We start from the raw sequence: 22,550 nt of genomic DNA on the forward strand, positions 1-22,550 counted from the left end.
GGCCGTCCGAGATTCTGGCCTATCCAACGAAACTCCAAGGAGGGCTCGCCATGGCGCGAGTGATCGGGGTCGACTCCTCGACCCAAAGCTGCAAGGTCGTGGTCCGCGACGTTGCCAGCGGTGAGTTGGTGGCCAGTGGCCGAGCCAGTCACCCGAACGGCACCGAGGTCGACCCGGCCCATTGGTGGACGGCGCTGAACCAGGCGCTCGAGCAGGCCGGTGGCCTGGAGCAGGCCGACGCGGTCAGCGTCGGCGGCCAGCAGCACGGAATGGTGGTCCTGGACACCGAAGGCCGGGTGATCCGTCCGGCGCTGCTGTGGAACGACACCCGTTCGGCGCAGGCCGCTCTGGACCTGATCGCCGAGGTGGGCGCTGAGGCATTCGTCGAGCGCACCGGGGTCCTGCCGGTGGCCTCGTTCACTGCCACCAAGCTGCGCTGGCTGCGTGACCACGAGCCGGAGAACGCCGCCAAGGTGGCTGCGGTCTGCCTGCCGCACGACTGGCTGAGCTGGCGGCTGCGGGGCTACGGCCCGGCCGACGAGTCGCCGCTGGGCCCGCAGCTGCACGAGTTGGTCACTGACCGCTCCGATGCCAGCGGCACCGCCTACTTCTCCGGCAAGAGCGATGCCTACGACCGGGAACTGCTGATCCTGGCCCTGGGCCACGACGCGATCCTGCCGCGGGTGCTCGGCGCCACCGAGTCGGTGCCCGGACCGGGCTTCGTCCTGGCTCCCGGTGCCGGCGACAATGCCGCGGCCGCCCTCGGCCTGGATGCACATCCTGGTGATGTGGCCGTCTCGCTGGGCACCTCGGGGACGGTCTTCGCGGCCACCGATGTGGCCGTGGGGGATGCCACCGGGACCGTGGCCGGCTTCGCCGATGCCACCGGCGGCTTCCTGCCCCTGGTCTGCACGCTGAACGCGGCCCGGGTGTTGGACGCGGTGGCCGGTCTGCTGGGCGTGAACCACGACGAACTGGCCGAGTTGGCACTGGCTGCGGAGCCGGGGGCCGGCGGTGCGGTGCTGGTGCCCTACTTCGAGGGCGAACGCACCCCGAACCTGCCGGACGCCACCGCGACCTTCTCCGGACTGACCCTGGCCTCGACCACCCGGCCGAATCTGGCCCGGGCTGCGGTCGAGGGCATGCTGTGCGGCCTGGCCGCCGGTGTCAGCGCGGTGCAGGAGCTCGGCGTCGAGGCGAAGCGGATCCTGCTGATCGGCGGCGCGGCGGCCAATCCGGCCGTCCAGACCATCGCCGGACAGGTCTTCTCGGTGCCGGTCCAGGTGCCCAGCCCCGGGGAGTACGTCGCCGACGGTGCGGCTCGCCAGGCAGCGTGGGCGCTCACCGGGCAGCGGCCGACCTGGCCGGTGGAAATGGTGGCGTCCCCGGCTGTGGACTCGCATCCGGAGATTCTGGCCAACTACCTGGCTGCGGCCGCTCGGTACTGATCGACCACAGAGGCCTGGCTCAGCGGCGTGCCGCGAGCCAGGCCTCTTGGCGTTGCCAGTGGTAGAACTGGCCGCCCTCGTGGCCGTTGAACTCGTAGACCGCGATCTCCCGGTCGCTGGAGCCGTAGCCGTTGTAGGCGGCGAAGACGGTGGAGGGCAGCACGATGTCGTCCATCAGGCCCACGGAGAACAGCGCCGGGGCGGTCGCCCGACGAGCGAAGTTGGCGCCGTCGAAGTAGGACAGCGTGGTGAACACCTGCTCGGTGCTGCCGCGATGGATCGACAGGTACTGCGTGACTTCGGTGAACGGTCGGCTCGGGGTGAGGCTGACTGCGCGGCGGAAGTGACACAGGAACGGAACGTCCGGCATCACCCCCGCCACCCTGCTCCCCACCAGGCCTGCAACGGCGAGGGTGATTCCTCCGCCTTGGCTCCCGCCGGTGATCGCCACCTGCTGCGGGTCCACGAACTCGAGAGTCTGCACTGCCTCGACCAACCGGACGGCGTCAACGAAGACTCGTCGATAGAAGTAGTCGTGAGGATCCTCGATGCCCCGGGTCATGTAGCCGTCCAGGGCCGCGCCGCTGCCGTGCGGATCGGACGTGCTGCCGCCGCCGCCCCAGCCGCTGCCCTGGCCGCGGGTGTCCATGATCACGTTGACGTAGCCGGCCGCCGCCCAGTGCAGATGCTCGGCCGGAAGCCCGCGTCCGCCGTTGTAGCCGATGAACTCGACCACAGCCGGCCGCGGCCGCTCGTCCAGCGGACGAATGATCCAGGCCTTGATCGGATCCCCGGCATAGCCGGCGAACTCGACGTCCTCGACGATCACCTGAGTGATCGGGCCCTCGATCCGGCGGCGCTCCAGCCGCGGCGGGATGGCCGCCGACTCGGCCAGGGTCTGCGCCCAGAACGCGTCGAAGTCGGCGGGCTCTGGAACCTGCGGACGGAAGTCGACCAGTTCGGGCAGGGTCAGATCGGTCAGCGGCATGGCTACCCCTCGCTGTCGGGTACGGGAAGGTACTCGACCTTATCGACCCGGACGCTGCCCTCCCCGGGTCGTCCGCCATCGTGGGCGTAGATGCCGAGCCACAGCCCCAGGAAGCCGCCGGTGGCGATGGTGTCCAGGGTGGAGGCGTCAGCGTGCCCGACGACCTGCTGCGCGCCGTCGGCGCCGATGCAGGTCAGGGTGTAGTCGCGGCCCCGAGCCGAGACGGCCAACCGCACCGAGCCCGCAGTGAGGCTGACCTGGCCGAGGTGATGCTCGACGCCGGCCTGCCGGTGCACGGCGGTGACGGTGTAGCCATCGGCGGATGGGCTGATGGCGAGCCGGACGTGATCGCGCTCGCCCTGCCGGATCACCAGCCCGGCCTCTTGCTGATCGGCCAGGGCGGGGGAGAAGGTCGCCGAGAAGTCCGCACAGCGGTGCTGCTGACGGATGCCCAGGAAGGCCGGCTGTCCGATGTCGCTGAGCGTGTCCGTGGTCGGACGCAGCCGCCAGGCATCGCCGTCGGCAGTGGCGAAGTCGGCCGGACCGCGCAGCGAGTTCCAGCACGGGTCGCCGGGGAGCACCGGGCCACCGATCGCGCCCTGAGTCACGCCCAGCGGCGTGTCGTCGGCGAACGGCACCTCGACGGCGGCCGGAATCCGGCCTACTCCGGGTGCGAAGACCGGCCAGCCGTCCTGCCAGGTCACCGGCACCAGGAAGGTCTCCCGGCCCAGCGGGTAGTGGTAGCCGCCGTAGATCCGCATGGCCAGCAGGACGGCCCACCAGCTGCCGTCCGCGGCCTGCACCAGATCGGCATGGCCGGCGCCCACGACGTCCACCTCACGGCCGAGGTGGCGATGAGTCATGACGGGATTGGCGCGGTTGCCCTCATACGGCCCGGTGACGGAGTCGGCGCGCATGATGCACACGCAGTGATGGATCTCGGTGCCGGCTTCGGCAGTCATCAGGTAGTAGCGACCGTCCACCTTGTACAGGTGCGGCCCTTCGGCCCAGACGACGCCGAGCTGGGCGCCCCGCCAGATCACCGTCTCGTCGCCCACCAGGCGCTGGGCTACCGGGTCGTACTCGCGGACCCAGACTTCGGTCTGATCGTGCCACTGCGGCTCGAGCGCCAACCGGGTGCCGTGGAACCAGATGCGTCCGTCGTCGTCGAAGAAGATGGACGGGTCGATGCCCGCCGTCCCCAACCAGATCGGATCCGACCAGGGGCCGGCCGGGTCGGTTGCGGTCATCAAGAAGTTCCCCGGCCGGTCGGGTTGGTCCGGGTAGACCATCGTGCAGACCAGCCAGTACAAGCCGTCGTGGTAGCGGATCGTCGGGGCATACAACCCGCCGGAGGAGGCGATCCCGGAGTAGTCCAGCTGATCGGCGCGGGTGATGACATGGCCGATCTGCGTCCAATGCACCAGGTCGGTGCTGTGGAAGATCGGCAGCCCGGGGAAGTACTCGAAAGTGGAGTTGACCAGGTAATAGTCCTCACCGACCCGACAGATCGATGGATCGGGGTAGCAGCCCGGCAGCACCGGGTTCTGAACCATGCCCATCAGTCGACGACCTCCACCCGCACCTGGCGGGCATCGGCATTGGTGACCGGGTAGACCTCGCCGGTCAGCTCGATCCGAGCTCGCTGGGTGGCATGGCCGACCACCGGCTCGGCGACGTTCAAGCCGGTGTTCGAGATGGCGCCGTTGGTGGTGCTCACGCTGGGGAGCCCGTTGCCGGAGGCCGCCGAATGCGAGCCGACCCAGACCTCGACATCGCCGGGTTCGACGATCTTGCGCAGGCTGCGGTCGGTGAAGGCGAACCGCGTGGTCGGGACGTCGAAGCGCACCCGCCGGGACTGGCCGGGCTCCAGTTCGACCCGGGCGTAGCCGAGCAGCTGGACGACCGGGCGGACCACCGAGCCGACCACGTCCCGTCCGTAGAGCTGGACGACCTCGGCGCCGGCCCGGGATCCGGTGTTGGTCACACCTACCTCGACCGCGAAGTGGGCGCCGGTGTCCACTTCGGAGACCGTGGACACCTCGGAGTAGCCGAAGCTGGTGTAGGACAGCCCGAAGCCGAACGGACGAACCGGGGTCGGGTCGGTCGAGGTGACCTCCGACGGACCGCCGAGGATCGGCTGCAGGTAGGAGAACGGCTCGGCGCCGGCGGAGCGGGGCAGGGAGACCGGCAGCCGACCCGAGGGGTTGACCAACCCGGTGATCACGTCGGCGATGGCCAGGCCGCCGCCTTCGCCCGGGAAGAAGGACTGCAGCACGGCAGCCGGCCGCGGGCCGGGTCCGTCCAGCGCCCAGCCGATCGCGTAGGGCCGGCCGGTGATGGCCACCATCACCACCGGGGTGCCGGTGGCGACCAGGGCCTCGACGAGCTCGCGCTGCACCCCGGGCAACTCCAGCGACTGGGTGTCGTTGCCCTCGCCGACGGTGCCGCGGCCGAACAGCCCGGCCTGATCTCCGACCACCACGATCGCCACATCGGCGTCGGTGGCGACCGCCACGGCCTCGGCGAAACCGGACCGGTCCTCGCCTTCCACGGCGCAGCCCAGCGCCGAGGTCAGCTCGGGCTCGGGCAGCCCGGCCGTGGCGAAAGCGCCCGCCAGCGCTTCCGCCACGGTCGGGATGGCGATGCTCACCGGATAATCCGGGAAAGCGGCAAGTACATGGTTGGCGAAGGAGTAGCAGCCTTGCAGGGCAGCGGTGCGGTCTGCGTTCGGGCCGATCACGGCCACCTTCGCCGGGGCCGGGCCGGCTACCAGCGGCAGTACTCCGTCATTGCTGAGCAGGATCACCGAGTGCTCGGCCAGCCGACGAGCGATCTCCTGGTGTTCGATCGGGTCGAGGTCGACCTCGCTGGGCGGGTCGGCCTCGAAGGCGTCCGGCTCGAGCAGGCCGAGGGCCTCCTTCTGGGCCAGTGCTCGCAGCACCGCGCGATCCAGGTAGGCCTCGTCGAGGCGCCCGGAGCGCACCTCCTCGGCCAGCGGGGCCAGGTAGGCGTCGCCGGTGGGCAGTTCGACGTCGATGCCCGCGATCAGGGCGAGCCGGGCGGCCTCGCCGCGGGTGGCGGCCACTCCCTGCATGACCTGCAGGAAAGCGACCGCGAAGTAGTCGGCCACCACGATGCCGTCGAAGCCGATCTTGGTGCGCAGCAGGTCGGTCAGGATGGACGGGTCGGAGGCCACCGGGACACCGTCGATCGCGGTGTAGGAGTTCATCACCGAAGCGGCGCCACCGTCGTGAATGGCCATCTCGAACGGTGGCAGGAACACGTCCAGGATCTCCCTCGGCCCGGCGCTGACCGGGGCGTGGTTGCGTCCGGCCGTCGAGCCGGAGTAGCTCAGGAAGTGCTTCAGGGTGGCGTGTACCCCGGCCGACTGGAGGCCGCGGACGAAGGCCGTGGCCACCGTGCCGACCAGGTACGGGTCTTCACCGATGCACTCGTCGACGCGTCCCCAGCGGGGATCGCGAATCACATCGAGCACCGGAGCCAGGCCCTGATGGACGCCGAGCGCAGCCATCGATGACCCGATGGCCGCACCGGCCTGTTCGACGAGCTCCGGATCGAAGGAGGCCCCCCAGGCCAGCGGCGTGGGGAACGTAGTCGCCTTCCACGCGGCCAGGCCGGTCAGCACTTCCTCATGCACCAGCGCCGGGATGCCCAGCCTGGTCTCACGCTTGAGCCGGCGCTGCTCGGCCCACAACCAGTTCGCCCGCTCCACCGGATCCACCGGACGGGTGCCGTAGACCCGGGTGAAGTGGCCGATGCCGTCCTTGGTGATCTCGGCCAGCTGGCCGGAGGACCGTTGGTCGGCGGCCATCTCGCTCTGCATCGGTGCGACGACATTGCCGCCCTGGTCCAGCCAGTAACCGGTGATCTGGGCCAGCTTCTCCTCCAAGGTCATGCTCGCGGCCAGGGAACGGACGCGTTCGGAGACCGTGGGCATGGCGGGAATGCCGTTAGGGGATGTGGACACCGGGTCCGTCTCCTTCGAATTGCAGGGGCTTGATGGTTGTGGGCCGAGCGTGTGCTCAGCCCTTGACGGCGCCGGTGAGGCCGCCGACGATGCGACGCTCGAAGATGCTGAAGAAGAACAGCGCCGGGAGCATCGACAAGGAGGTGAAGGCCAGCACGGCTGCGGTGTCCACCGAGTGCTCGGACGAGAACGCCTGCACGCCCAACGGGAGGGTGTACATCTTGGACTCGTTGAGGATGAACAGGGGCAGCATGTAGCTGTTCCAGGCACCGACGAAGGCCAGGATCGCGGTGGTGATCACGCCCGGCAACGACAGCGGCAGCACCATCCGGAAGAAGAAGCCGAGTCGGCTGGCGCCGTCGATGAAGGCGGCCTCCTCGAGTTCCTTCGGGATGGCGGCCAGGAACGGCACCAGGATGATCACCGTCATCGGCAAGGCGAAGGCGATCTGCGGAAGGATGACCCCCAGCAGGTTGTTGGCCAGGTTCATGTTCTTCAGCAGTAGGTACAGCGGGGTGATCGCCACCGTCAGCGGGAACATCAGGCCCGCGGCGAACAGCGAGTACATGGCGTTGCGTCCGCGGAAGTCGTACCGGGCGATCACGAAGCTGGCCATCAGAGCCAGGGCCACGGTGCCGATGGTGGTGGACACTGCCGAGATCACCGAGTTGGTGAACTGCTGCCAGAACAGCTGACTGGCCAGGACGTCGGCGTAGTTCTTGAAGACCCATGGGTTGGGAAGCCCGGACGGGTCGACGGTGATCTGCGAGTTCGTCCGGAAGCCGCCGATGATGATGTACAGCACCGGCGCGATGCAGATCGCGATCAGCACCGTGGCGATCAGGTAGGTGCCCGGGCTGCCCCAGGTGGCCCCGGACTTCGAGGCGCGCTTGCGTCCGCTTCGCCGAGAACTGGCGGTGAGTGCGACTTGAGACATCAGCGAGCCTTCCGCTCCGGGCCGTCGGTGAGCGCACCTTCGGTGTCGCGCCGCAGCACGAACCGCTGGTAGGTGAGCGCGATCACCAGCGAGATCACGAAGATCGCCACCGCGACCGCGTTGCCGTAGCCGTAGTTACCGGCCAGCCGACCTTCGCGGACCATGTAGGTGGCCATGGTGGAGGTGCCAGCCGTCGAAGAGACGTACTGACCCCAGATGATGTAGACCAGATCAAACAGCTGCAGCGAGCCGATGATCGACAAGAACGCCCAGACTCGGACCGTGGGGCCGAGCAATGGCAAGGTGATCCAACGCTGGATCCGCCAGTAGGACGCGCCGTCGATGGCCGCCGCCTCGTAGAGCTCGTCGGGGATGCCCTGCATCCCGGCCAGCATCAAGATCACGGCGAAGCCCAGGTACTTCCACGAAATGATGACCATCAGGGTCCAGATCGCCGTGTTCGGGTTGGCGATCCAGTCGGCGGTGGCCCAGCCCATGCCGAGGTTGGTCAGCAGGTCGTTGAGGGCGCCCTGGTACTGCAGCATCAAGCTCCAGCCGGTGCCCACGATGACCTCGGAGATCACGTACGGGACGAAGATCAGCACCCGGATCAACGAACGACCCTTGATGTTCTGGTTGAGCAGGAGGGCGAAGGCGATGGCCGCCGGCCCCTGCATGATCAACGACATCACCACGATCATCCCGTTGTGCGTCAGCGCATCAAGGAAGTTCTGGTCGGTGAAGATCGTGATGTAGTTCTGGAACCCGACGAAGTTCGTGGGAACCCCGAAGCCCTTCCACTTGAAGAAGCCGTAGTAGGCGGCCATGAACACGGGAAGGATCACAAAAGCCAGGAACATCAGGATCGCCGGTCCGGCAAGGATCACGATTTCAAGCCGCTTGCGCCATTCTGCCCTGGCTCGGTCAGCCCGAGCCGATGCCGAAGCATCGACTCGGGCCGACTTCGAACCTGACGAGCGCGTGGCCAGTGCATTCACTGTTTCGCTCATGAGGTTCTTGGACTAGCCCTTCGCCGCAGCCGTCTTCACAGCAGCAACGATCTCAGCAGCGGTGCCCTTGCCGGCGAGCATGTTGACCACGCCACCGTTCAGAGCATTGCCGACGTTCTGGCCGTACATGGTGTCCAGCCACAGGCTGACGTAGGCGGCCTTGTCGTAGGAGGCGAGCACGTCCTGCAGAGCAGGATCGGTCACGACACCCTTGGCGTCCTTGTTAGCGGGCAGGGTCTGGAACGCCTTGGCGTAGCCCTCCTGGTTGGCCTTGTTGGCCATGAAGTTCAGGAAGTCGACGCACTCGGCCGGGGCACCCTGGCGGCACGCGAAGCCGTCCGAGCCACCCATCATTGCGGTGGGATCGCCAGCGCCGCCGGAGACGGCCGGGAAGGGGAACCAACCCAGGTCGGCCAGCGACTTCTTGTCCGGGGTGAGGTCCTTGACCACGCCGGGCTCCCAGGCACCCATGAGCTCCATGGCGGCCTTGTGGTTGGCGATCTGGCCAGCGGAGCTGCCTGCGCCCTGCTGAGCAGAGGTGGTCAGGTAGCCCTTGTTGAACGGATCGGTGTCAGCGAACGCCTTCAGGTCCTCGCCGGCCTTCAGCCAGCAGGGATCGGAGAAGTCCTTCTCGGCAGCGGCCTTGTCCATGACGTCCTTGGAGCAGTCACGCAGAGCCATGAAGTAGTACCAGTGCGCGGCCGGCCAGGCGTCCTTGCCGCCGAGCGCGATCGGAGAGATGCCCTTGGCCTTCAGCTTGGCCACCGCAGCGTTGAGCTCCTCGAAGGTGGTCGGCAGAGCAGTGATGCCGGCTTCCTTGAACAGATCCTTGCTGTAGTAGATGCCGCCGGGCAGCACCGAGGTGGGCATGCCGTAGATCTTGCCGCCGACGGTGAAGGCGCTGAAGATGCCGTCGCCCAGAGCGGTCTTGACGTCGGGAGCGATCTTGTCGGTGATGTCCATCACCTGACCGGCTGCGACCACGTCAGCGAGCTTGCCGCCGCCACGGGCCATGAAGATCGTCGGATCCTGGCCGGAGTTCAGGGCGGTCTGCAGCTTTCCGTCCATGTCCTCGTTCTGGATGGCCTGGATGTTGATGGTGACGTTCGGGTGTTCCTTGGTGAACGCCGCAACCGTGTCTTCCCAGTACTTCTTGCCGTCACCGGTGGTGGAGTTGTGCCAGAAGGTCATCGTCACCGGAGCAGCTGCGCTCTGCGACGGTGCGGATGAACTGCCGCCCGGGGTGGTTGCGGTCCCGGACGTTCCGCCGGAACAACCGGCGAGGGCTAGCGCCACGCTTGCACCCAGCGCGACCAGCGCCGGGGCCTTCATTTTCCACTGCATACGACAGACCTCTCAGTCCTCTTTGACCGTGCGGCAGGGATTCCTGCCTGTTCTGGATACTTTCATCGCCATCCGGGCCTGTCAAACGTTTTCGATAACGTTTTAGTTGCGCCTGGATCTCGTCCGGCTCGGCATGGGCTAGCGTTACCGCCGTGACCCACACTGTTAGATCCGGACGTACCGCCGAGCGGCCGGTTGTCGAGCGGGCCACCATCGTCGATGTGGCCCGGACGGCCGGAGTCTCGGTCTCCACGGTGTCCAAGGTGATCAACGGCCGAGACGGCGTCGCGGCCGAGACCTATGACAGGGTGATGAGCGTCGTGGCCGACCTGGGCTACGAGTCGTCCCTGGTGGCCAGCAGCCTGCGGCGGCGCAGCACCAATGTGGTCGGGGTGCTGGTGCCGCAGTTCGAACCGTTCTCCACCGAGCTGCTCAAGGGCATCTCGACCGCCACCGAAGGCACCGGCTATGAGTTGCTGGCCTACTCCGGTGATCTCAGCCACAACGAGATCGGCTGGGAGCGCCGCTCGCTGTCCCGGCTGGCCGGCACGTTGATCGACGGTGCCGTGATCGTGGCCCCCACTGCCGCGGTGACCACGGCGACCATTCCGGTGGTGGCCATCGACCCGCACACCGGACGTACCGGACCCAGCACCGTCGAGGTGGACAACATCGGCGGCGCCCGGGCCGCCACCGAGCATCTCATTGAGCTGGGCCACACCCGGATCGCGCACATCCGCGGTCGCACGGACCTGGTCTCTGCCGAGCAGCGCGAGCAGGGCTACCGAGAGGCCCTCCAGGCCGCCGGTCTGCCCTACGACCCCGAGCTGGTGCGGGTGGGCGGCTATCGCGCCGTGGAGACCACCGATGCCGCTCACGAACTGCTCAGCCTGCCGAACCGGCCCAGTGCGATCTTCGCGGCCAACGACCTGTCCGCGATCCGGGTCCTTGAGGTGGCCGCCGAGTTGGGTCTTCGGGTGCCCGAGGATCTGTCGGTGGTCGGCTTCGACAACGTCCCGGAGGCGGCGAACGCCACCCCGGCGCTGACCACGGTCTCCCAGCCCATGCATCAGATCGGTGCCGAGGCCATCCGGATCCTCATGGAACTGCTCAACGGGGAGTCCAAGGAAGAGCACCTGCGGCTACCGGCCACCATGGTGATCCGGGCCAGCACGGCACCCTTCGTCGGCTGAGCCTCAGGCCGGATCGACGATCTCGCAGAGCACCTGACCCGAACCCACGCTGGCACCGACCTTGGCCGAAAGCCCGGAGACGATGCCGGCCCGATGGGCGGTGATCGGCTGCTCCATCTTCATGGCCTCCAGCACCAGGACCAGGTCGCCCTCGGCCACCTCGTCCCCTTCGATCACGGCCACCTTGACGATGGTGCCCTGCATTGGGGCGGTCAGCTCGTTCGACGAGGGCGCCTTGGCCTTCGCGCCCCCGGTGCTGCGACGGGTCGGACGCTGCGCAGAGGGCTGCTTCAGGACCGGGGCGGCCAGCGAACTGGGTAGCCGGACCTCGACCCGGCGACCGTTCACCTCGACCACGTAGACGGTCTTGTCCTCGCCCTCGGTGCTGCCCAGCGTGCCGGTGTAGGGCTCCAGCCGCTTGTCGAACTCGGTCTCGATCCAACGGGTGTGGACGCCGAAGCTGCCGTCGGCGGCCACGAAGGCCGGCTCGGTGAGCACTGCGGCATGGAAGGGGATCACCGAGGGCATTCCCTCCAGCACGGTCTCGGCCAGTGCCCGGCGGCTGCGCTCGATGGCCTGGGCCCGGTCGGCCCCGGTGACGATCAGCTTGGCCACCAGTGAGTCGAACGAGCCGGGCACGGCCATTCCGGGCAGGTAGCCGGCATCCACCCGGACGCCCGGGCCGGACGGCGGCGTCCAGGCGGTCAGGGTGCCGGGGGCCGGCATGAAGTTGCGTCCGGGGTCCTCGGCGTTGATCCGGAACTCGATCGAGTGCCCGCGCGGGGTCGGGTCGCCGTAGCCGAGCTCCTCGCCGTCGGCGATCCGGAACATCTCCCGGACCAGATCCAGTCCGGTGACCTCTTCGGAAACCGGGTGCTCCACCTGGAGCCGGGTGTTCACCTCGAGGAAAGAGATGGTGCCGTCCTGGCCGACCAGGAACTCACACGTCCCGGCGCCCACGTAGCCGGCCTCGGCCAGGATCGCCTTGCTGGAGGCGTACAGGCTGGCCACCTGCTCCTCGCTCAGGAATGGTGCAGGCGCCTCTTCGACAAGCTTCTGGTGGCGTCGTTGCAGGGAGCAGTCGCGGGTGGAGACCACCACGACGTGGCCGTGGGCGTCGGCCAGGCACTGGGTCTCGACATGCCGGGGACGGTCCAGGTAGCGCTCGACGAAGCACTCGCCGCGACCGAAGGCGGTGACCGCCTCGCGGGTGGCCGACTCGAACAGCTCGGGGATCTCCTCCAGAGTGCGGGCCACCTTCAGGCCGCGTCCGCCGCCACCGAAGGCGGCCTTGATCGCGATCGGCAGTCCGTGCTGCTCGGCGAACGCGAGCACCTCAGCGGCGTCCGCCACCGGGTCGGCCGTGCCGGGAACCAGGGGAGCACCCACCTTCTGGGCGATATGACGGGCCTGCACCTTGTCGCCGAGGGCTTCGATGGCGGCCGGCGGCGGTCCGATCCAGGTCAGCCCGGCGTCGATCACGGCCTGGGCGAAGGCGGCGTTCTCGGCCAGGAAGCCGTAGCCGGGGTGGACGGCGTCGGCCCCGGCGCGGGTGGCCACGGCGAGCAGCTTGGCGATGTCGAGGTAGGTCTCGGCCGGGGTGATTCCGTTCAGTGCGAAGGCCTCGTCGGCGAGCCGGACGAAGAGCGAGTCGGCGTCCGGGTCGGCGTAGACGGCGACGCTGCCGATCCCGGCATCGCGCGCAGCCCGGATCACCCGCACCGCGATCTCGCCGCGGTTGGCGACCAGCACTTTCGAAATCGTCATCGACCCTCCCTGGAACCTGCGGCGTCGCTGCGGAGTCTAGTGAGAAGGTCTGGACCCCGAGGCGCGGACTAAGCCGCTTTGCTGAGCTTTGCTGTGTTCTGCGTGTCGGCTGAGGTTGTCGGGACCCGACGCCGTGGACGGAGCATGCTGGACGCCGTGAGCAGCATTCGCAGCAGGGCCTGGCGCGACGGCGTCGAAGTGGCCGTCGACTTTCCGTTGGCCGATCTGGACGCCTGGCTGGGCCGTGAGGACGTCCTGGTCTGGCTGGACATCCTGGCCCCCAGCCCTGAGGACCTCGCCGTGCTGCGCGACGAACTCGGCATGGACGAGTTGGCCGTCGAGGACGCCGTCGAGCCCATGGAGCGGCCCAAGGCCACCCGGCACGCCACCCACTCCTTCCTCACCTGCTACTCGACGACGATCGAGACTGGCACGCGCAACGCGCGGCTGATCACCGGCCGGGTCTCGGCCTTCCTGCTGAAGGACGGTCTGATCACCGTGCGCCCGGACGACACCGTCGATATGGACGCCATTCTGCGCCGCTGGCAAGAGGACGGCCTGCTGCACAGCGGCGTGGCTGCACTCGTCCATGGGCTGCTGGATCACCTTGTCGATGGCCACTTCGAAGCCATCGGGAAGATGGACGATGAGCTGGAGGATCTCGAAGACCTGCTCTTCGAGCCCAGCGGCAAGACGTCCATCCTTCAGCAGCGGGTGTTCGCCATGCGCAAGGCACTGGTCGAGTTGCGCCGGGTGGTGCTGCCGATGCGCGAGGTGGTCACGTCGGTGATGCGGTTCCGCTCGGAGAGCGATCGACCGCTGGCCACCGACCTGGACGGCAACTTCAACGATCTCTACGACCATGTGATCCGGGCCGCAGAGTGGACCGAAAGCCTGCGCGACATGGTCTCCAGCATCTTCGAGACCCAGCTCTCCTTGCAGGACGCCCGGCTGAACGAGGTGATGAAGAAGTTGGCCGGCTGGGGCGCCATCATCGCGGTGCCGACCGCGATCACCGGCTGGTTCGGCCAGAACCTGCCCTACCCGGGCTTCTCGGCCGTCTCCGGCCTGATCCAGTCCAGCGTGCTGATCGTGTTCGGCAGCGTCGGGCTGTTCGCAGTCTTCCGGAAGTTCGACTGGATCTAGATCATTCCTGGCTGTCTCGGCGATGTCGGGCCGGCTGCGCCGCGCCCTACGATGCGTCCATGAGCTTGGCCCAGGCCGTCCTCGGCTTCGCACTGCTGGCTGCAGTGATGACCGTCACTCCCGGCCTGGACACCGTCTTCGTGCTCCGGCAGGTGTTGCGCGGCGGACCTCGTCCGGCCTTCGCGGCCGCGGCCGGGATCGGGCTGGGAGTGGTGTTCTGGGGAGTGGCCGCGGCGGCCGGTGTGGCTGCGTTGTTCGTGGCCTCGCAGGTCGCCTACAACGTGTTGCGCTGGGCCGGAGTGGCCTTCCTGCTCTACCTGGCGTTCAGCTACCTGCGCTCTGCGTGGCGCGGTGATTCACCATCGCTGGAGGTCGCCGGCACCCCGGTGGACAAGCCCGGCGAAGCGTTCATCAAGGGGCTGCTCACTGACCTGCTGAACCCGAAGATCGCCGTCTTCTATCTGTCGGTGCTGCCGCTGTTCCTGCCGCCCGGCTACCCGCCGGCGGCGATCGGAGCCCTGTTGGCGCTGATCCACGGGGCCATGGGTATGGCCTGGTTCACCGTGGTGATCCTGGCGGCCGGCCCGATGCGCCGCTATCTGACCAGCCGTCGGGGCGGCCGGATCGTCGACGCCACCGCGGGCGTGGCCATGACCGGCTTCGCGGCCGTCCTCGGCTTCGAGCGCTGAGGGGTTACGGGCCGCGTCAGCCGACTGGCGGCATCGCGTTGCCCAGGACGCGTCACCTCGAACAGGTGATCCGCGAGTTCGTCCAGCCGGGCCTGCGCTTTCTGTGTGGCCTGCTGTGATTTCGAGGTAGACGGGCAACCGAGAATCCCTCCCGTTCTCATTGCGGCCGATTGTGAAATCACTTGGGCCGTGATTCGTATTCGCGTGCATGTTGCAGGACGTGGCCATGCTCAGGCGCGCATGGGGTGAGGACAAATGCAGTGACCACAGGGTGACGAAGCCGTGGTCGGCCTATGCGCGCATGGGGGTGAGGAAGCGGGCGTGGATTCGTGGTCGCTGGGTGGGGTCGGCGCGTCGGGGCGGGATGATCTCCGCTCGGCCGTCGGCTCGCAGTCGTACCTGCCAGCGATCGGCGGTCGGGTCGTGGCCCGGTTCGACGATGCCGTGGTGGTGCGCGCAGACCAGGACGAGATTGTCTAGTGACGTCAATCCGCCCGCCCACCAGGGGACGATGTGGTGGGCGTGGCACTCCTGAGGCGGCTTGTCACAGCCGGGGAACACGCATCCGCCGTCGCGTAGTTCGAGGGCTGCTCTGATCGGGGCGGCAACGAGTCGTTGGGTGCGTCCGACGTCGAGGATCTCGGACTGGCTGCCCAGTACTGCGGGTAGCAGGTCCGCGTCGCACAGCAGTCGCCGCAGGACTCCGGCCGGTATCGGCTGGTTGCTGCCGGTCAGGTGGCCGGTCAGCAGCCCCGCGTCGGTAGCGGTCTTGGCGAGTTTGTCGTAGGACAAGGTGATCACGATGCGGGGCCGGTCGCCGCCGTTGGCGGGGGCGAGTGCTTCTTGGCAGTGCCGGTTGACCATAGTGATCAGCGCGTCGGCTCGGCGCATGGTGGGTGTGACAAGCTCAACGAGTGGATCTCGGGCTTCGAGGGAGGCTCGCTTGTCGGCGGCGGCGTAGGCGTCGATGATCCGGATGAACGGTTCGGCATCGGCTACTGGCAGGCTGCCACGAATGTGGATGCTGCCGTGCCCGTCGCCGACGAACTCCAGATGCCGGCGGGCACGGGCGGCTCGCTGTTGCCGTTCGAGCCTGGCAGCTTCGAGGGTGTCGGCGGTGTCGGGGGCGAGTACTTCGACCAGGTGTGTGGTGAGCCGACGCAGGGCTGCGGCGTCGTGGCTGGCCGCGAAACCAACCATCAACTCTTGTCCTTGGATGATCGTGGCCTGGTCGAACTCTCGGGGTAGGTCGGCGAGTACGGAGGTGATCGCCTCGGCCTGGGAGGGCAGCACCATTCCGGCGGCGGCAGCACGCCGGACGACCTCGAACTGGGCCAGCCCTTGTCCGGCTTTGATCAGCCGCCTCGCCTCGCGAGGGGTGAGTTGGGCGGCATCGGTGAGCCAGGTGGTGGTCGAGGTGCGGTACTCCCGCCAGGCCGCCTCCGTCGCTTCGATGCGGGCGGCGAGTTGTTGCTGCCAGGCCTGGAGCCGGGCATCCAGCCGCAGCGCCACTCTCAGATTGGCGAGCTGTTCCGCATCGGACGGTAGCCGCAGCCGATCATCGGTGAGAGCATCAAGAGCAGCACCGATAACGGCCAACAACTGGCCATCAGTCAGCTCGGCGAAGCTCTCATCCATAACCCCACACTAACCAGCCCCACTGACACTTTCTTCCCCCGAATTGGCCCTCAGCTCATGTCCCGAGAAATGTCGTACAGATAATCACAGGAAAGGCGTCGCCAGTCCCAATCGGGCCACGCAGGATGGTTACGGCTGGTCCTGGAAGAACACCGAGTTCACGTCCATTGCGAACAACCACCTTCGAGTCCTTAACTTCGCCAACAACTGCGCGTCATCAGGCCCAGAAACCAAACGCTGTTCAACAAAGGTCGTCAGCCACGATTCCGGAGTCACTAGCACCGTGGCCGCCTGGCCACTCAGGAGTTGCGAATAGCCTTCAAGATCGGGCGAACAGGAATAGTTGGGCCCCGGCACGGGCAGGGTGTCGCTCGGCGATCCATCCGCCACATCGCCACTTGAGGCGAGCACACAGAAGCTCGCCATCGCCTGCAGCATGGTGTCTCGCCCGGCGGTGTAGTCCCCGTCCCAACCGAAGAAGACCAAGGAATGCGCCTTGCACTGCAGCCGGTAGCCGTCCTTCACCTTCCAGTTGTTCTGGCCTTCGCGACAGGTGGTGTAGGTGCGTCTGGCCACCAGGCTCACCCCAGGAACCGACAAGCCCGCGGGCCACTGCTCCACCCGGGCGATCGCTGCCGACCGAGCCTCAGCCGTCTGAGAGCCATCCAGCACCTCAGCCGCCGCCAGCCGCGGGGCCGCACAGCCCGAAAGGGCCATAGCGATACCGGCAAGCAGGGAGACCAGTCCAGCGGGTCGATGCCATGACGGCTGCCGCTTGCGCGGGGACAACGCATTCTTGCGGTGAGCTGACAGCTCCACGCCTGCCTCCAAAGGGGGTGAGGATGTTCGCACGCTAGCGGGCGCAGCCAGCCCAAACCCAGCCCTCGGCGAACTCTGTCAGTCTTCTGTCCTCTTAGCGACGACGAAGCCACCTGATCGCGATGTGAAGGAGTGAGGGTTCGGTGGCGTGAGTCAGGATCGAGAGCGGCGGGTGGACGGACTCTTGATGAGCTTCAGTCGATGATGGCCCGAGCCGGCGCAGGCTCGGGTGGCATCGGCGCGGCCAGCCAGGCGGCCAGTGCGGTGGTCAGGGGAATCGCTGCCACCAGGGCGATCGAGGCCACCAGGGTGGCGATCACTTCCTGGGCCACGGTGTTGAAGGTGAGCAGCTGCAGAATCGTGAAGTTCAGCCGGGAGGACAGCAGCAGCAGCGCCAGCGCCGTCCCCACATAGGCGAAGGCGATCGTGTAGACGGTCGAGGCGATGTGGTCGCGGCCGATCCGCATGGCGCTGCCGAAAATCGTCCGGCGGCTGGCCGTCGGGGCGGCCTCGCGCAGCTCCCAGACCGCTGAGGCCTGAGTGATCGTGACGTCGTTCAGCACGCCGACCCCGGCCAGCACCATGCCGCACAGCAGGATCCCGCGGGCATCGATGCCGGGGAACTGGGACGGGAGCTGACCCATCACCTCGTCCTGCAGAGGGGTCAGGCTAGTCGCCGGGATCGCCCACCAGGCCAGGCCGGCCACCACGGCGATGCCGAGGAAGGTGCCGATCAGGGCGGTGGTGGTCTTCACCGAGATGCCGTGGGCCAGGTAGACCACGACGAACATCACCAGCGAAGCGGTGACCAGGGCGACCCCCAGCGGGTTGCGGGCAATGCTGAGCGCCGGCAGCGTGAACGTCCACACGATCGTGAGCGCGGCCGCCAGCCCGACCAGCGCGGCCACGCCCTTCCAGCGGGCCACGGCGATCACCACGGCAACGAAGACGGCGAGCAGGGCCAGCATCGGCGCGGTCCGCTCGTAGTCGATGAAGTAGGCGCCGGGTTGTCCGGGCAGGGTCATGGCCTGCACTCGCTGGCCCAGGTGGACTTCGCTGAGCGGCGCGCTTGGGTCGCCGGGCACCTCGACGCGGCTGCCGTCGTCGAGCTGGACGACCAGATGCCCGGTCTGCCCGTCGTTGGGGACCACTTCAACCACCGAGCCGGTGACCAGGGTTGCTCCAGGATCCAGCCACGGCTGCTTGGCCGGGACATCGTGGGGCCACAGCAGCACCGCCCCGACTGCGGTGGCGGCCACCAGGATGGCCATCACGATGCCCAGGATCAGCTGGGTGTGCCGGCTGGCTCGGACGGGTCCACCGTGGTCGTGGGTCGTCACGAGCTCTGGTTCCATGCTCTGGATTCTGCCATCGCCGCGGTCAGCGACCGCCAGTGCGGGCTTCGGCGTGGGTAAGTGTTCGGCTCAGACCGGGGCGATCCGCAGGCTGTCCAGGCTGGCCTCCGGTGGCAGGTCCACCGCCAACCGGACGGCCCGAGCCACCGAGTCGGGGTCCAGATAGCGCTCTGGACGGTACGTCCGGCCCTCCAACTCGTTGAGCTGGACCTGCATCGGGGTGGCCACCCGTCCCGGGTGCAGCGAGGTGACCCGGATGGCGCCCCGCTCCTCGGCCCGCAGTGAGTCGGCCAGCGCAGTCAGGGCGAACTTGGATGCCGCGTAGACCCCCCAGCCGGCGTGGGCAGTCAACCCGGCACCGGAGTTGATGAAGATCACCAGGCCGCGGGCGACGCGCAGTGCCGGCAGCAGAGCCCGGGTCAGGGTGGCCGGGGCGACCACATTGGTGGCCAGCACCTGCTGCCACTCCTGGGTGGTGCTCTCGGCAAGGGTGCCGTAGGCGACCAGTCCGGCCGAGTGCACCAGGACGTCCAGGCGCTCGATGCCGGCGGCGGCCGCCGCGACGGCAGCCTCATCGTCCAGGTCCACGCAGAACGGCGCGGACGACTCCAGCAGGGCGCAGGTCTCAGCGATCCGGTCGGCGTCCCGACCACCGACCAGGACGTGATGGGTGCTGCTCAGGGCCAGGGCGATCGCTCGTCCGATGCCACTGGAAGCACCGGTGACCAGCGCAACCGGGCGGCTCATCCGAACACCGCGATCGCCACCGGGATCACCCACAGCACGGCCAGCACCTGCAGCGTCCGGTCGCCCATGACAACGTCTTCCGGCTCGCCGGCCTTGCCCTGATCGACCTTCATGGCGTAGCGGAGCAGGGCCAAGGTGAACGGTGCGATCGAGATGGCCGTCCAGCTGACTCCCAGCGGCTGCACTCCGGGCAGTTCGAAGGCCCACAGGCTGTAGGACATGATCACCACGGCGATCGAGATCGACCAGACCTCGCGCAGGTAGGACTTGGTGTAGCGCTCCAGGCTGGCTCGGGTGCCGGCCTCGGTGCCCAGCTCCTTCAGCTCGGAGTAGCGCTTGCCGGCCACCATGAACAGCGAGCCGAAAGAGGCCACCAGCAAGAACCACTGGCTCAGCGGCAGCTCGGAGGCGACGCCGCCGGCCACGGCCCGCAGCAGGAAGCCGGCCGCCACCATGGCCAGATCGATGATCGGCTGGTGCTTGAGGAAGAACGAGTAGGCGAGCTGGAACACCCAGTAGACGGCCAGGGTCACGCCCAGCATCGGGGTGGTCCAGAAGCCCACGGCGAAGGCGGCCACCGCGGTGACGGCAGCCAGGATCCAGGCCGTCCGGGGGGACACCTCACCGGCGGCGATCGGCCGGAACTGCTTCTTCGGGTGCAGTCGGTCGGCTTCGATGTCGCGGACGTCGTTGATCAGGTAGATCGAGGCGCTGATCAGGCTGAACGCCACGAAGGCCAGAGCACTGGCCAGCAGCACACCAGGTTCCAACAACCGGCCCGAGGCCAGCGGGGCGGCCAGCACCAGGACGTTCTTCACCCACTGCTTGGGACGCATCGCGCGCAACCAGGCCGGCAGGGCGGACTTCTTCGGTGCGGCGTTCGCAGAATCTTGGCTCGTCATCTCGGCCCCAGGCTACCGTTTGCGGCCACCCTGGCTCAGCTTCGCCAGAGGCTGTGCCAGGGGACTCCCAGCTCGCTGAGCAGCCTGCGCAGCAGCGGCAGGCTGATCCCGACCACGTTGTGCGGGTCGCCGCACAGAGTGGTCACGTAGGCACCGCCCAGACCGTCGATGGTGAAGCCGCCGGCCACCTTCAGTGGCTCCCCGGTGGCCAGATAGGCATCGATCTCGGCCTCGTCCAGGTTGGCGAAGATCACCTCGGTGGTGGCCACCGACGAGGCCCGCTCGATGCGTCCATCGTGTCGGTACCAGACGTGGTGCCCGGTGTGCAGCTGTCCGGACGCACCGCGCATCCGCAGCCAGCGCTGCTTGGCCTGATCCAGGTCCGCGGGCTTACCGAACGGCTCACCGGCGAACTCCAGCAGCGAGTCGCAGCCGACCACCAGGACGTCCTCATCGGGCACCTGGGCCAGCACATCGGTGGCTTTCGCCTCGGCCAGGACGGCGACCAGCGAGATCACGTCCGGTGCGGTGAAGCCGGACTCGTCCACCTGGGAAACCACGACGTCGGGGTGAAGCCCCGCCTGGCGAAGCACCTGCTGACGGGCCGGAGAGGCTGAGGCCAGGATCAGCCGCGGCCCCTGCTCAGCAGCCAAGGCTCGATCCGGTCGGGTCGGCGATCACAGCCATCGTCGGTCCTCTCTGGTCGAAGCGCAGGCCTCCAGAATGTCACGTCCATCCGGTGGAGGGGCAAGCCAGGCTGAACTTGGCTCAGCGCCGGAAGGTGCTGCGCCAGGCATCCCGGCCGGGCAGCAGCGGGTTGCGCACCGTGTGCCAGTAGGAGCGCCAGCCGCCGGCCAGGGTGCCGGTCGCCGGCGGGTGTGGAGTCGGACGCTGCCGACGCACGGCCACGATCACCGCGGCCAGCGCGGCCAGTTCCTCCTCGGTCGGCTCGCCACTGACGATCCGGACCAGGTCCTCGGGTGCCGGGGCGCTCACAGCGGGATGTTCCCGTGCTTCTTGGGCGGCAGCTGCATCCGCTTGGTGCGCAGCAGTCGCAGCACCCGGATCACCTGGGCCCGGGTCTCGTGGGGGTAGATCACCTTGTCCACATAGCCTCGCTCGGCGGCGATGTAGGGGTTGGCCAGCTCGTCGTTGTACTCCTCGATCAGCTCGGTGCGCCGAGAGGTGGCATCGTCGGCGTCGGCGAGCTCGCGCTTGTAGAGGATGTTCACCGCGCCCTCGGCACCCATCACGGCGATCTGGGCGGTGGGCCAGGCCAGGTTCACGTCGGCACCCAGCGGCTTGGAGCCCATCACGCAGTAGGCGCCGCCGTAGGCCTTGCGGGTGATCACGGTCAGCAGCGGGACGGTGGCCTCGGCGTAGGCGTAGATCAGCTTGGCGCCGCGCCGGATGATCCCGTCCCACTCCTGGTCGGTGCCGGGCAGGAAGCCGGGCACGTCGACGAAGGTGAGCACCGGAATGTTGAACGCGTCGCAGGTGCGGACGAACCGGGCGGCCTTTTCCGACGCCTTGATGTCCAGGCAGCCGGCGTAGACCATCGGCTGGTTGGCCACCACGCCGATGGCCCGGCCCTCGACCCGTCCGAAGCCGCAAATGATGTTCGGCGCGTAGAGCTGATGCACCTCGAGGAACTCGTCGTCGTCCAGCACTCGACGAATCACTTCGTGCATGTCGTAGGGCTGGTTGGGCGAGTCGGGAATGACGTCGTCCAGGGCCAGGTCGTGCTCGGTGACGGTGAGATCGGCCTCGTCCTCTTCGAAGACCGGCGGATCCTCCAGGTTGTTCTGCGGCAGGTAGGTGATCAGCTGCCGGACGTACTCCAGCGCGTCGGTCTCGTCCGCAGCCAGGTAGTGGGAGTTGCCCGAGCGGGTGGAGTGGGTCCGGCCACCGCCGAGCTCCTCCATGGTCACGTCCTCGCCGGTGACGGTCTTGATCACGGCCGGTCCGGTGATGAACATCTGCGAGGTCTGGTCGACCATCACTACGAAGTCGGTCAGGGCGGGGGAGTAGACGTGGCCGCCGGCCGCGGCCCCCATGATCAGCGAGATCTGCGGGATCACCCCGGACGCCAACGTGTTGCGCCGGAAGATCTGGGCGTACTGGTCCAGCGACACCACGCCTTCCTGGATCCGGGCGCCGCCGCCCTCGTTGATCCCGATGATCGGGCAGCCGGTCTTGATGGCGAAGTCGAGGATCTTGACGATCTTCTCGCCGTACACCTCGCCCAGCGCTCCGCCGAAGATGGTGACGTCCTGGCTGAACACGCAGACCGGGCGGCCGTGAATGGCCCCGGTGCCGGTGATCACTCCGTCGGTGTAGGGACGTCGCTCGTCCAGGCCGAAGGCGGTCGAGCGATGCCGGGAGAAGCGGTCGAACTCGGTGAAGCTGCCCTCGTCCAGCAGCGCGTTGATCCGCTCCCGGGCAGTCAGCTTGCCCTGGGCGTGCACCTTCTCCACGGCTGCGGCCGGAGAGGGGTTCAGCGCCTGGGCCTTGCGTCTGCCGAGATCGGCGAGCTTGCCTCTGGTGGTGTGCGTCTCCTGCGACATGATGCTGAC

Annotated in this window: 19 protein-coding genes; 4 read left to right on the forward strand and 15 right to left on the reverse strand. The window is 67.9% G+C overall.

Annotation, left to right across the window (positions count from 1 at the left end; genetic code table 11):
• The first annotated feature begins 50 nt into the window (after positions 1-50).
• Positions 51-1,448, forward strand: a complete 1,398-nt coding sequence (gene xylB / locus ATK74_RS02005) for a xylulokinase (RefSeq protein WP_098459478.1) — start codon at positions 51-53, stop codon at positions 1,446-1,448.
• 19 nt (positions 1,449-1,467) lie between these two features.
• Here the strand turns inward: xylB and ATK74_RS02010 are convergent, their stop codons facing one another.
• From ATK74_RS02010 to ATK74_RS02035, 6 genes are all read right to left on the reverse strand, one after another.
• Positions 1,468-2,436, reverse strand: coding sequence for an acetylxylan esterase (locus ATK74_RS02010; RefSeq protein WP_098459479.1), 969 nt, complete (start codon positions 2,434-2,436; stop codon positions 1,468-1,470).
• Between the two features lie 2 nt (positions 2,437-2,438).
• On the reverse strand, positions 2,439-3,992 hold the full coding sequence (locus tag ATK74_RS02015; protein WP_211283252.1) for a glycoside hydrolase family 43 protein: 1,554 nt from the start codon (positions 3,990-3,992) through the stop codon (positions 2,439-2,441).
• 5 nt (positions 3,993-3,997) lie between these two features.
• The gene (locus ATK74_RS02020) at positions 3,998-6,427 is read right to left on the reverse strand and encodes a beta-xylosidase/alpha-l-arabinosidase (protein ID WP_245840596.1); all 2,430 of its coding nucleotides are present in this window, start codon (positions 6,425-6,427) and stop codon (positions 3,998-4,000) included.
• A gap of 55 nt (positions 6,428-6,482) precedes the next feature.
• Entirely contained in the window at positions 6,483-7,364 is an 882-nt protein-coding gene (locus tag ATK74_RS02025; protein ID WP_098459482.1) for a carbohydrate ABC transporter permease, read from the reverse strand.
• Positions 7,364-8,251, reverse strand: a complete 888-nt coding sequence (locus ATK74_RS02030; protein ID WP_245840598.1) for a carbohydrate ABC transporter permease — start codon at positions 8,249-8,251, stop codon at positions 7,364-7,366. Before ATK74_RS02030 ends, ATK74_RS02025 begins: the two co-directional genes overlap by 1 nt.
• Before the next feature lie 135 nt (positions 8,252-8,386).
• The gene (locus tag ATK74_RS02035; RefSeq protein WP_211283253.1) at positions 8,387-9,706 is read right to left on the reverse strand and encodes an ABC transporter substrate-binding protein; all 1,320 of its coding nucleotides are present in this window, start codon (positions 9,704-9,706) and stop codon (positions 8,387-8,389) included.
• A 164-nt stretch (positions 9,707-9,870) separates the two neighbouring features.
• On the opposite strand from ATK74_RS02035, the gene ATK74_RS02040 reads away from it, so the two are divergent.
• Complete coding sequence (locus ATK74_RS02040; RefSeq protein ID WP_211283254.1) at positions 9,871-10,911, forward strand: LacI family DNA-binding transcriptional regulator; 1,041 nt, start codon at positions 9,871-9,873, stop codon at positions 10,909-10,911.
• Positions 10,912-10,914: 3 nt separating this feature from the next.
• Here ATK74_RS02040 and ATK74_RS02045 read toward each other — a convergent pair whose 3' ends face one another.
• Positions 10,915-12,678 (reverse strand): acetyl/propionyl/methylcrotonyl-CoA carboxylase subunit alpha, encoded by a 1,764-nt coding sequence (locus tag ATK74_RS02045; protein ID WP_098459485.1) that lies wholly within the window; start codon positions 12,676-12,678, stop codon positions 10,915-10,917.
• A gap of 156 nt (positions 12,679-12,834) precedes the next feature.
• Between ATK74_RS02045 and ATK74_RS02050 the strand changes: the two genes are divergently transcribed.
• Together ATK74_RS02050 and ATK74_RS02055 are read left to right on the forward strand one after the other, a co-directional pair.
• Positions 12,835-13,824 carry a magnesium transporter CorA family protein gene (locus tag ATK74_RS02050; protein ID WP_211283255.1) on the forward strand — a complete coding sequence of 330 codons (990 nt, stop codon included), beginning with the start codon at positions 12,835-12,837 and terminating at the stop codon, positions 13,822-13,824.
• Positions 13,825-13,883: 59 nt separating this feature from the next.
• On the forward strand, positions 13,884-14,513 hold the full coding sequence (locus tag ATK74_RS02055) for a LysE family translocator (protein ID WP_098459487.1): 630 nt from the start codon (positions 13,884-13,886) through the stop codon (positions 14,511-14,513).
• Positions 14,514-14,804: 291 nt separating this feature from the next.
• Here the strand turns inward: ATK74_RS02055 and ATK74_RS02060 are convergent, their stop codons facing one another.
• From ATK74_RS02060 to ATK74_RS02095, 8 genes are all read right to left on the reverse strand, one after another.
• Positions 14,805-16,151 (reverse strand): HNH endonuclease signature motif containing protein, encoded by a 1,347-nt coding sequence (locus ATK74_RS02060; RefSeq protein ID WP_211283256.1) that lies wholly within the window; start codon positions 16,149-16,151, stop codon positions 14,805-14,807.
• 129 nt (positions 16,152-16,280) lie between these two features.
• Positions 16,281-16,970 carry a hypothetical protein gene (locus ATK74_RS02065; protein WP_143483527.1) on the reverse strand — a complete coding sequence of 230 codons (690 nt, stop codon included), beginning with the start codon at positions 16,968-16,970 and terminating at the stop codon, positions 16,281-16,283.
• Between the two features lie 194 nt (positions 16,971-17,164).
• A complete protein-coding gene (locus tag ATK74_RS02070) occupies positions 17,165-18,325 on the reverse strand; it encodes a YibE/F family protein (RefSeq protein WP_098459489.1) in 1,161 nt (386 codons plus the stop codon).
• Positions 18,326-18,394: 69 nt separating this feature from the next.
• Positions 18,395-19,072, reverse strand: a complete 678-nt coding sequence (locus ATK74_RS02075; RefSeq protein WP_098459490.1) for an SDR family oxidoreductase — start codon at positions 19,070-19,072, stop codon at positions 18,395-18,397.
• Positions 19,069-19,974: a decaprenyl-phosphate phosphoribosyltransferase gene (locus tag ATK74_RS02080; protein ID WP_098459491.1), complete on the reverse strand. Its 906-nt coding sequence runs from the start codon at positions 19,972-19,974 to the stop codon at positions 19,069-19,071. The genes ATK74_RS02075 and ATK74_RS02080 overlap by 4 nt, the downstream gene beginning before the upstream one ends.
• A gap of 35 nt (positions 19,975-20,009) precedes the next feature.
• Positions 20,010-20,627: a Maf family protein gene (locus ATK74_RS02085; protein WP_098459492.1), complete on the reverse strand. Its 618-nt coding sequence runs from the start codon at positions 20,625-20,627 to the stop codon at positions 20,010-20,012.
• Positions 20,628-20,742: 115 nt separating this feature from the next.
• Positions 20,743-20,970 carry an acyl-CoA carboxylase epsilon subunit gene (locus ATK74_RS02090; RefSeq protein ID WP_245840601.1) on the reverse strand — a complete coding sequence of 76 codons (228 nt, stop codon included), beginning with the start codon at positions 20,968-20,970 and terminating at the stop codon, positions 20,743-20,745.
• Entirely contained in the window at positions 20,967-22,541 is a 1,575-nt protein-coding gene (locus ATK74_RS02095; protein WP_098461896.1) for an acyl-CoA carboxylase subunit beta, read from the reverse strand. The genes ATK74_RS02090 and ATK74_RS02095 overlap by 4 nt, the downstream gene beginning before the upstream one ends.
• Between the last annotated feature and the right edge of the window lie 9 nt (positions 22,542-22,550).

This window comes from Propionicimonas paludicola, assembly GCF_002563675.1.
Lineage (GTDB): Bacteria > Actinomycetota > Actinomycetes > Propionibacteriales > Propionibacteriaceae > Propionicimonas > Propionicimonas paludicola.

Excerpts from the sequence above, each read along its gene's own strand:
- xylB (WP_098459478.1), top strand. The coding sequence starts at position 51 with ATGGCGCGAGTGATCGGGGTCGACTCCTCGACCCAAAGCTGCAAGGTC.
- ATK74_RS02010 (WP_098459479.1), bottom strand. The coding sequence starts at position 2,436 with ATGCCGCTGACCGATCTGACCCTGCCCGAACTGGTCGACTTCCGTCCG.
- ATK74_RS02015 (WP_211283252.1), bottom strand. The coding sequence starts at position 3,992 with ATGGTTCAGAACCCGGTGCTGCCGGGCTGCTACCCCGATCCATCGATC.
- ATK74_RS02025 (WP_098459482.1), bottom strand. The coding sequence starts at position 7,364 with ATGTCTCAAGTCGCACTCACCGCCAGTTCTCGGCGAAGCGGACGCAAG.
- ATK74_RS02035 (WP_211283253.1), bottom strand. The coding sequence starts at position 9,706 with ATGAAGGCCCCGGCGCTGGTCGCGCTGGGTGCAAGCGTGGCGCTAGCC.
- ATK74_RS02045 (WP_098459485.1), bottom strand. The coding sequence starts at position 12,678 with ATGACGATTTCGAAAGTGCTGGTCGCCAACCGCGGCGAGATCGCGGTG.
- ATK74_RS02055 (WP_098459487.1), top strand. The coding sequence starts at position 13,884 with ATGAGCTTGGCCCAGGCCGTCCTCGGCTTCGCACTGCTGGCTGCAGTG.
- ATK74_RS02060 (WP_211283256.1), bottom strand. The coding sequence starts at position 16,151 with ATGGATGAGAGCTTCGCCGAGCTGACTGATGGCCAGTTGTTGGCCGTT.
- ATK74_RS02070 (WP_098459489.1), bottom strand. The coding sequence starts at position 18,325 with ATGGAACCAGAGCTCGTGACGACCCACGACCACGGTGGACCCGTCCGA.
- ATK74_RS02075 (WP_098459490.1), bottom strand. The coding sequence starts at position 19,072 with ATGAGCCGCCCGGTTGCGCTGGTCACCGGTGCTTCCAGTGGCATCGGA.
- ATK74_RS02080 (WP_098459491.1), bottom strand. The coding sequence starts at position 19,974 with ATGACGAGCCAAGATTCTGCGAACGCCGCACCGAAGAAGTCCGCCCTG.
- ATK74_RS02095 (WP_098461896.1), bottom strand. The coding sequence starts at position 22,541 with ATGTCGCAGGAGACGCACACCACCAGAGGCAAGCTCGCCGATCTCGGC.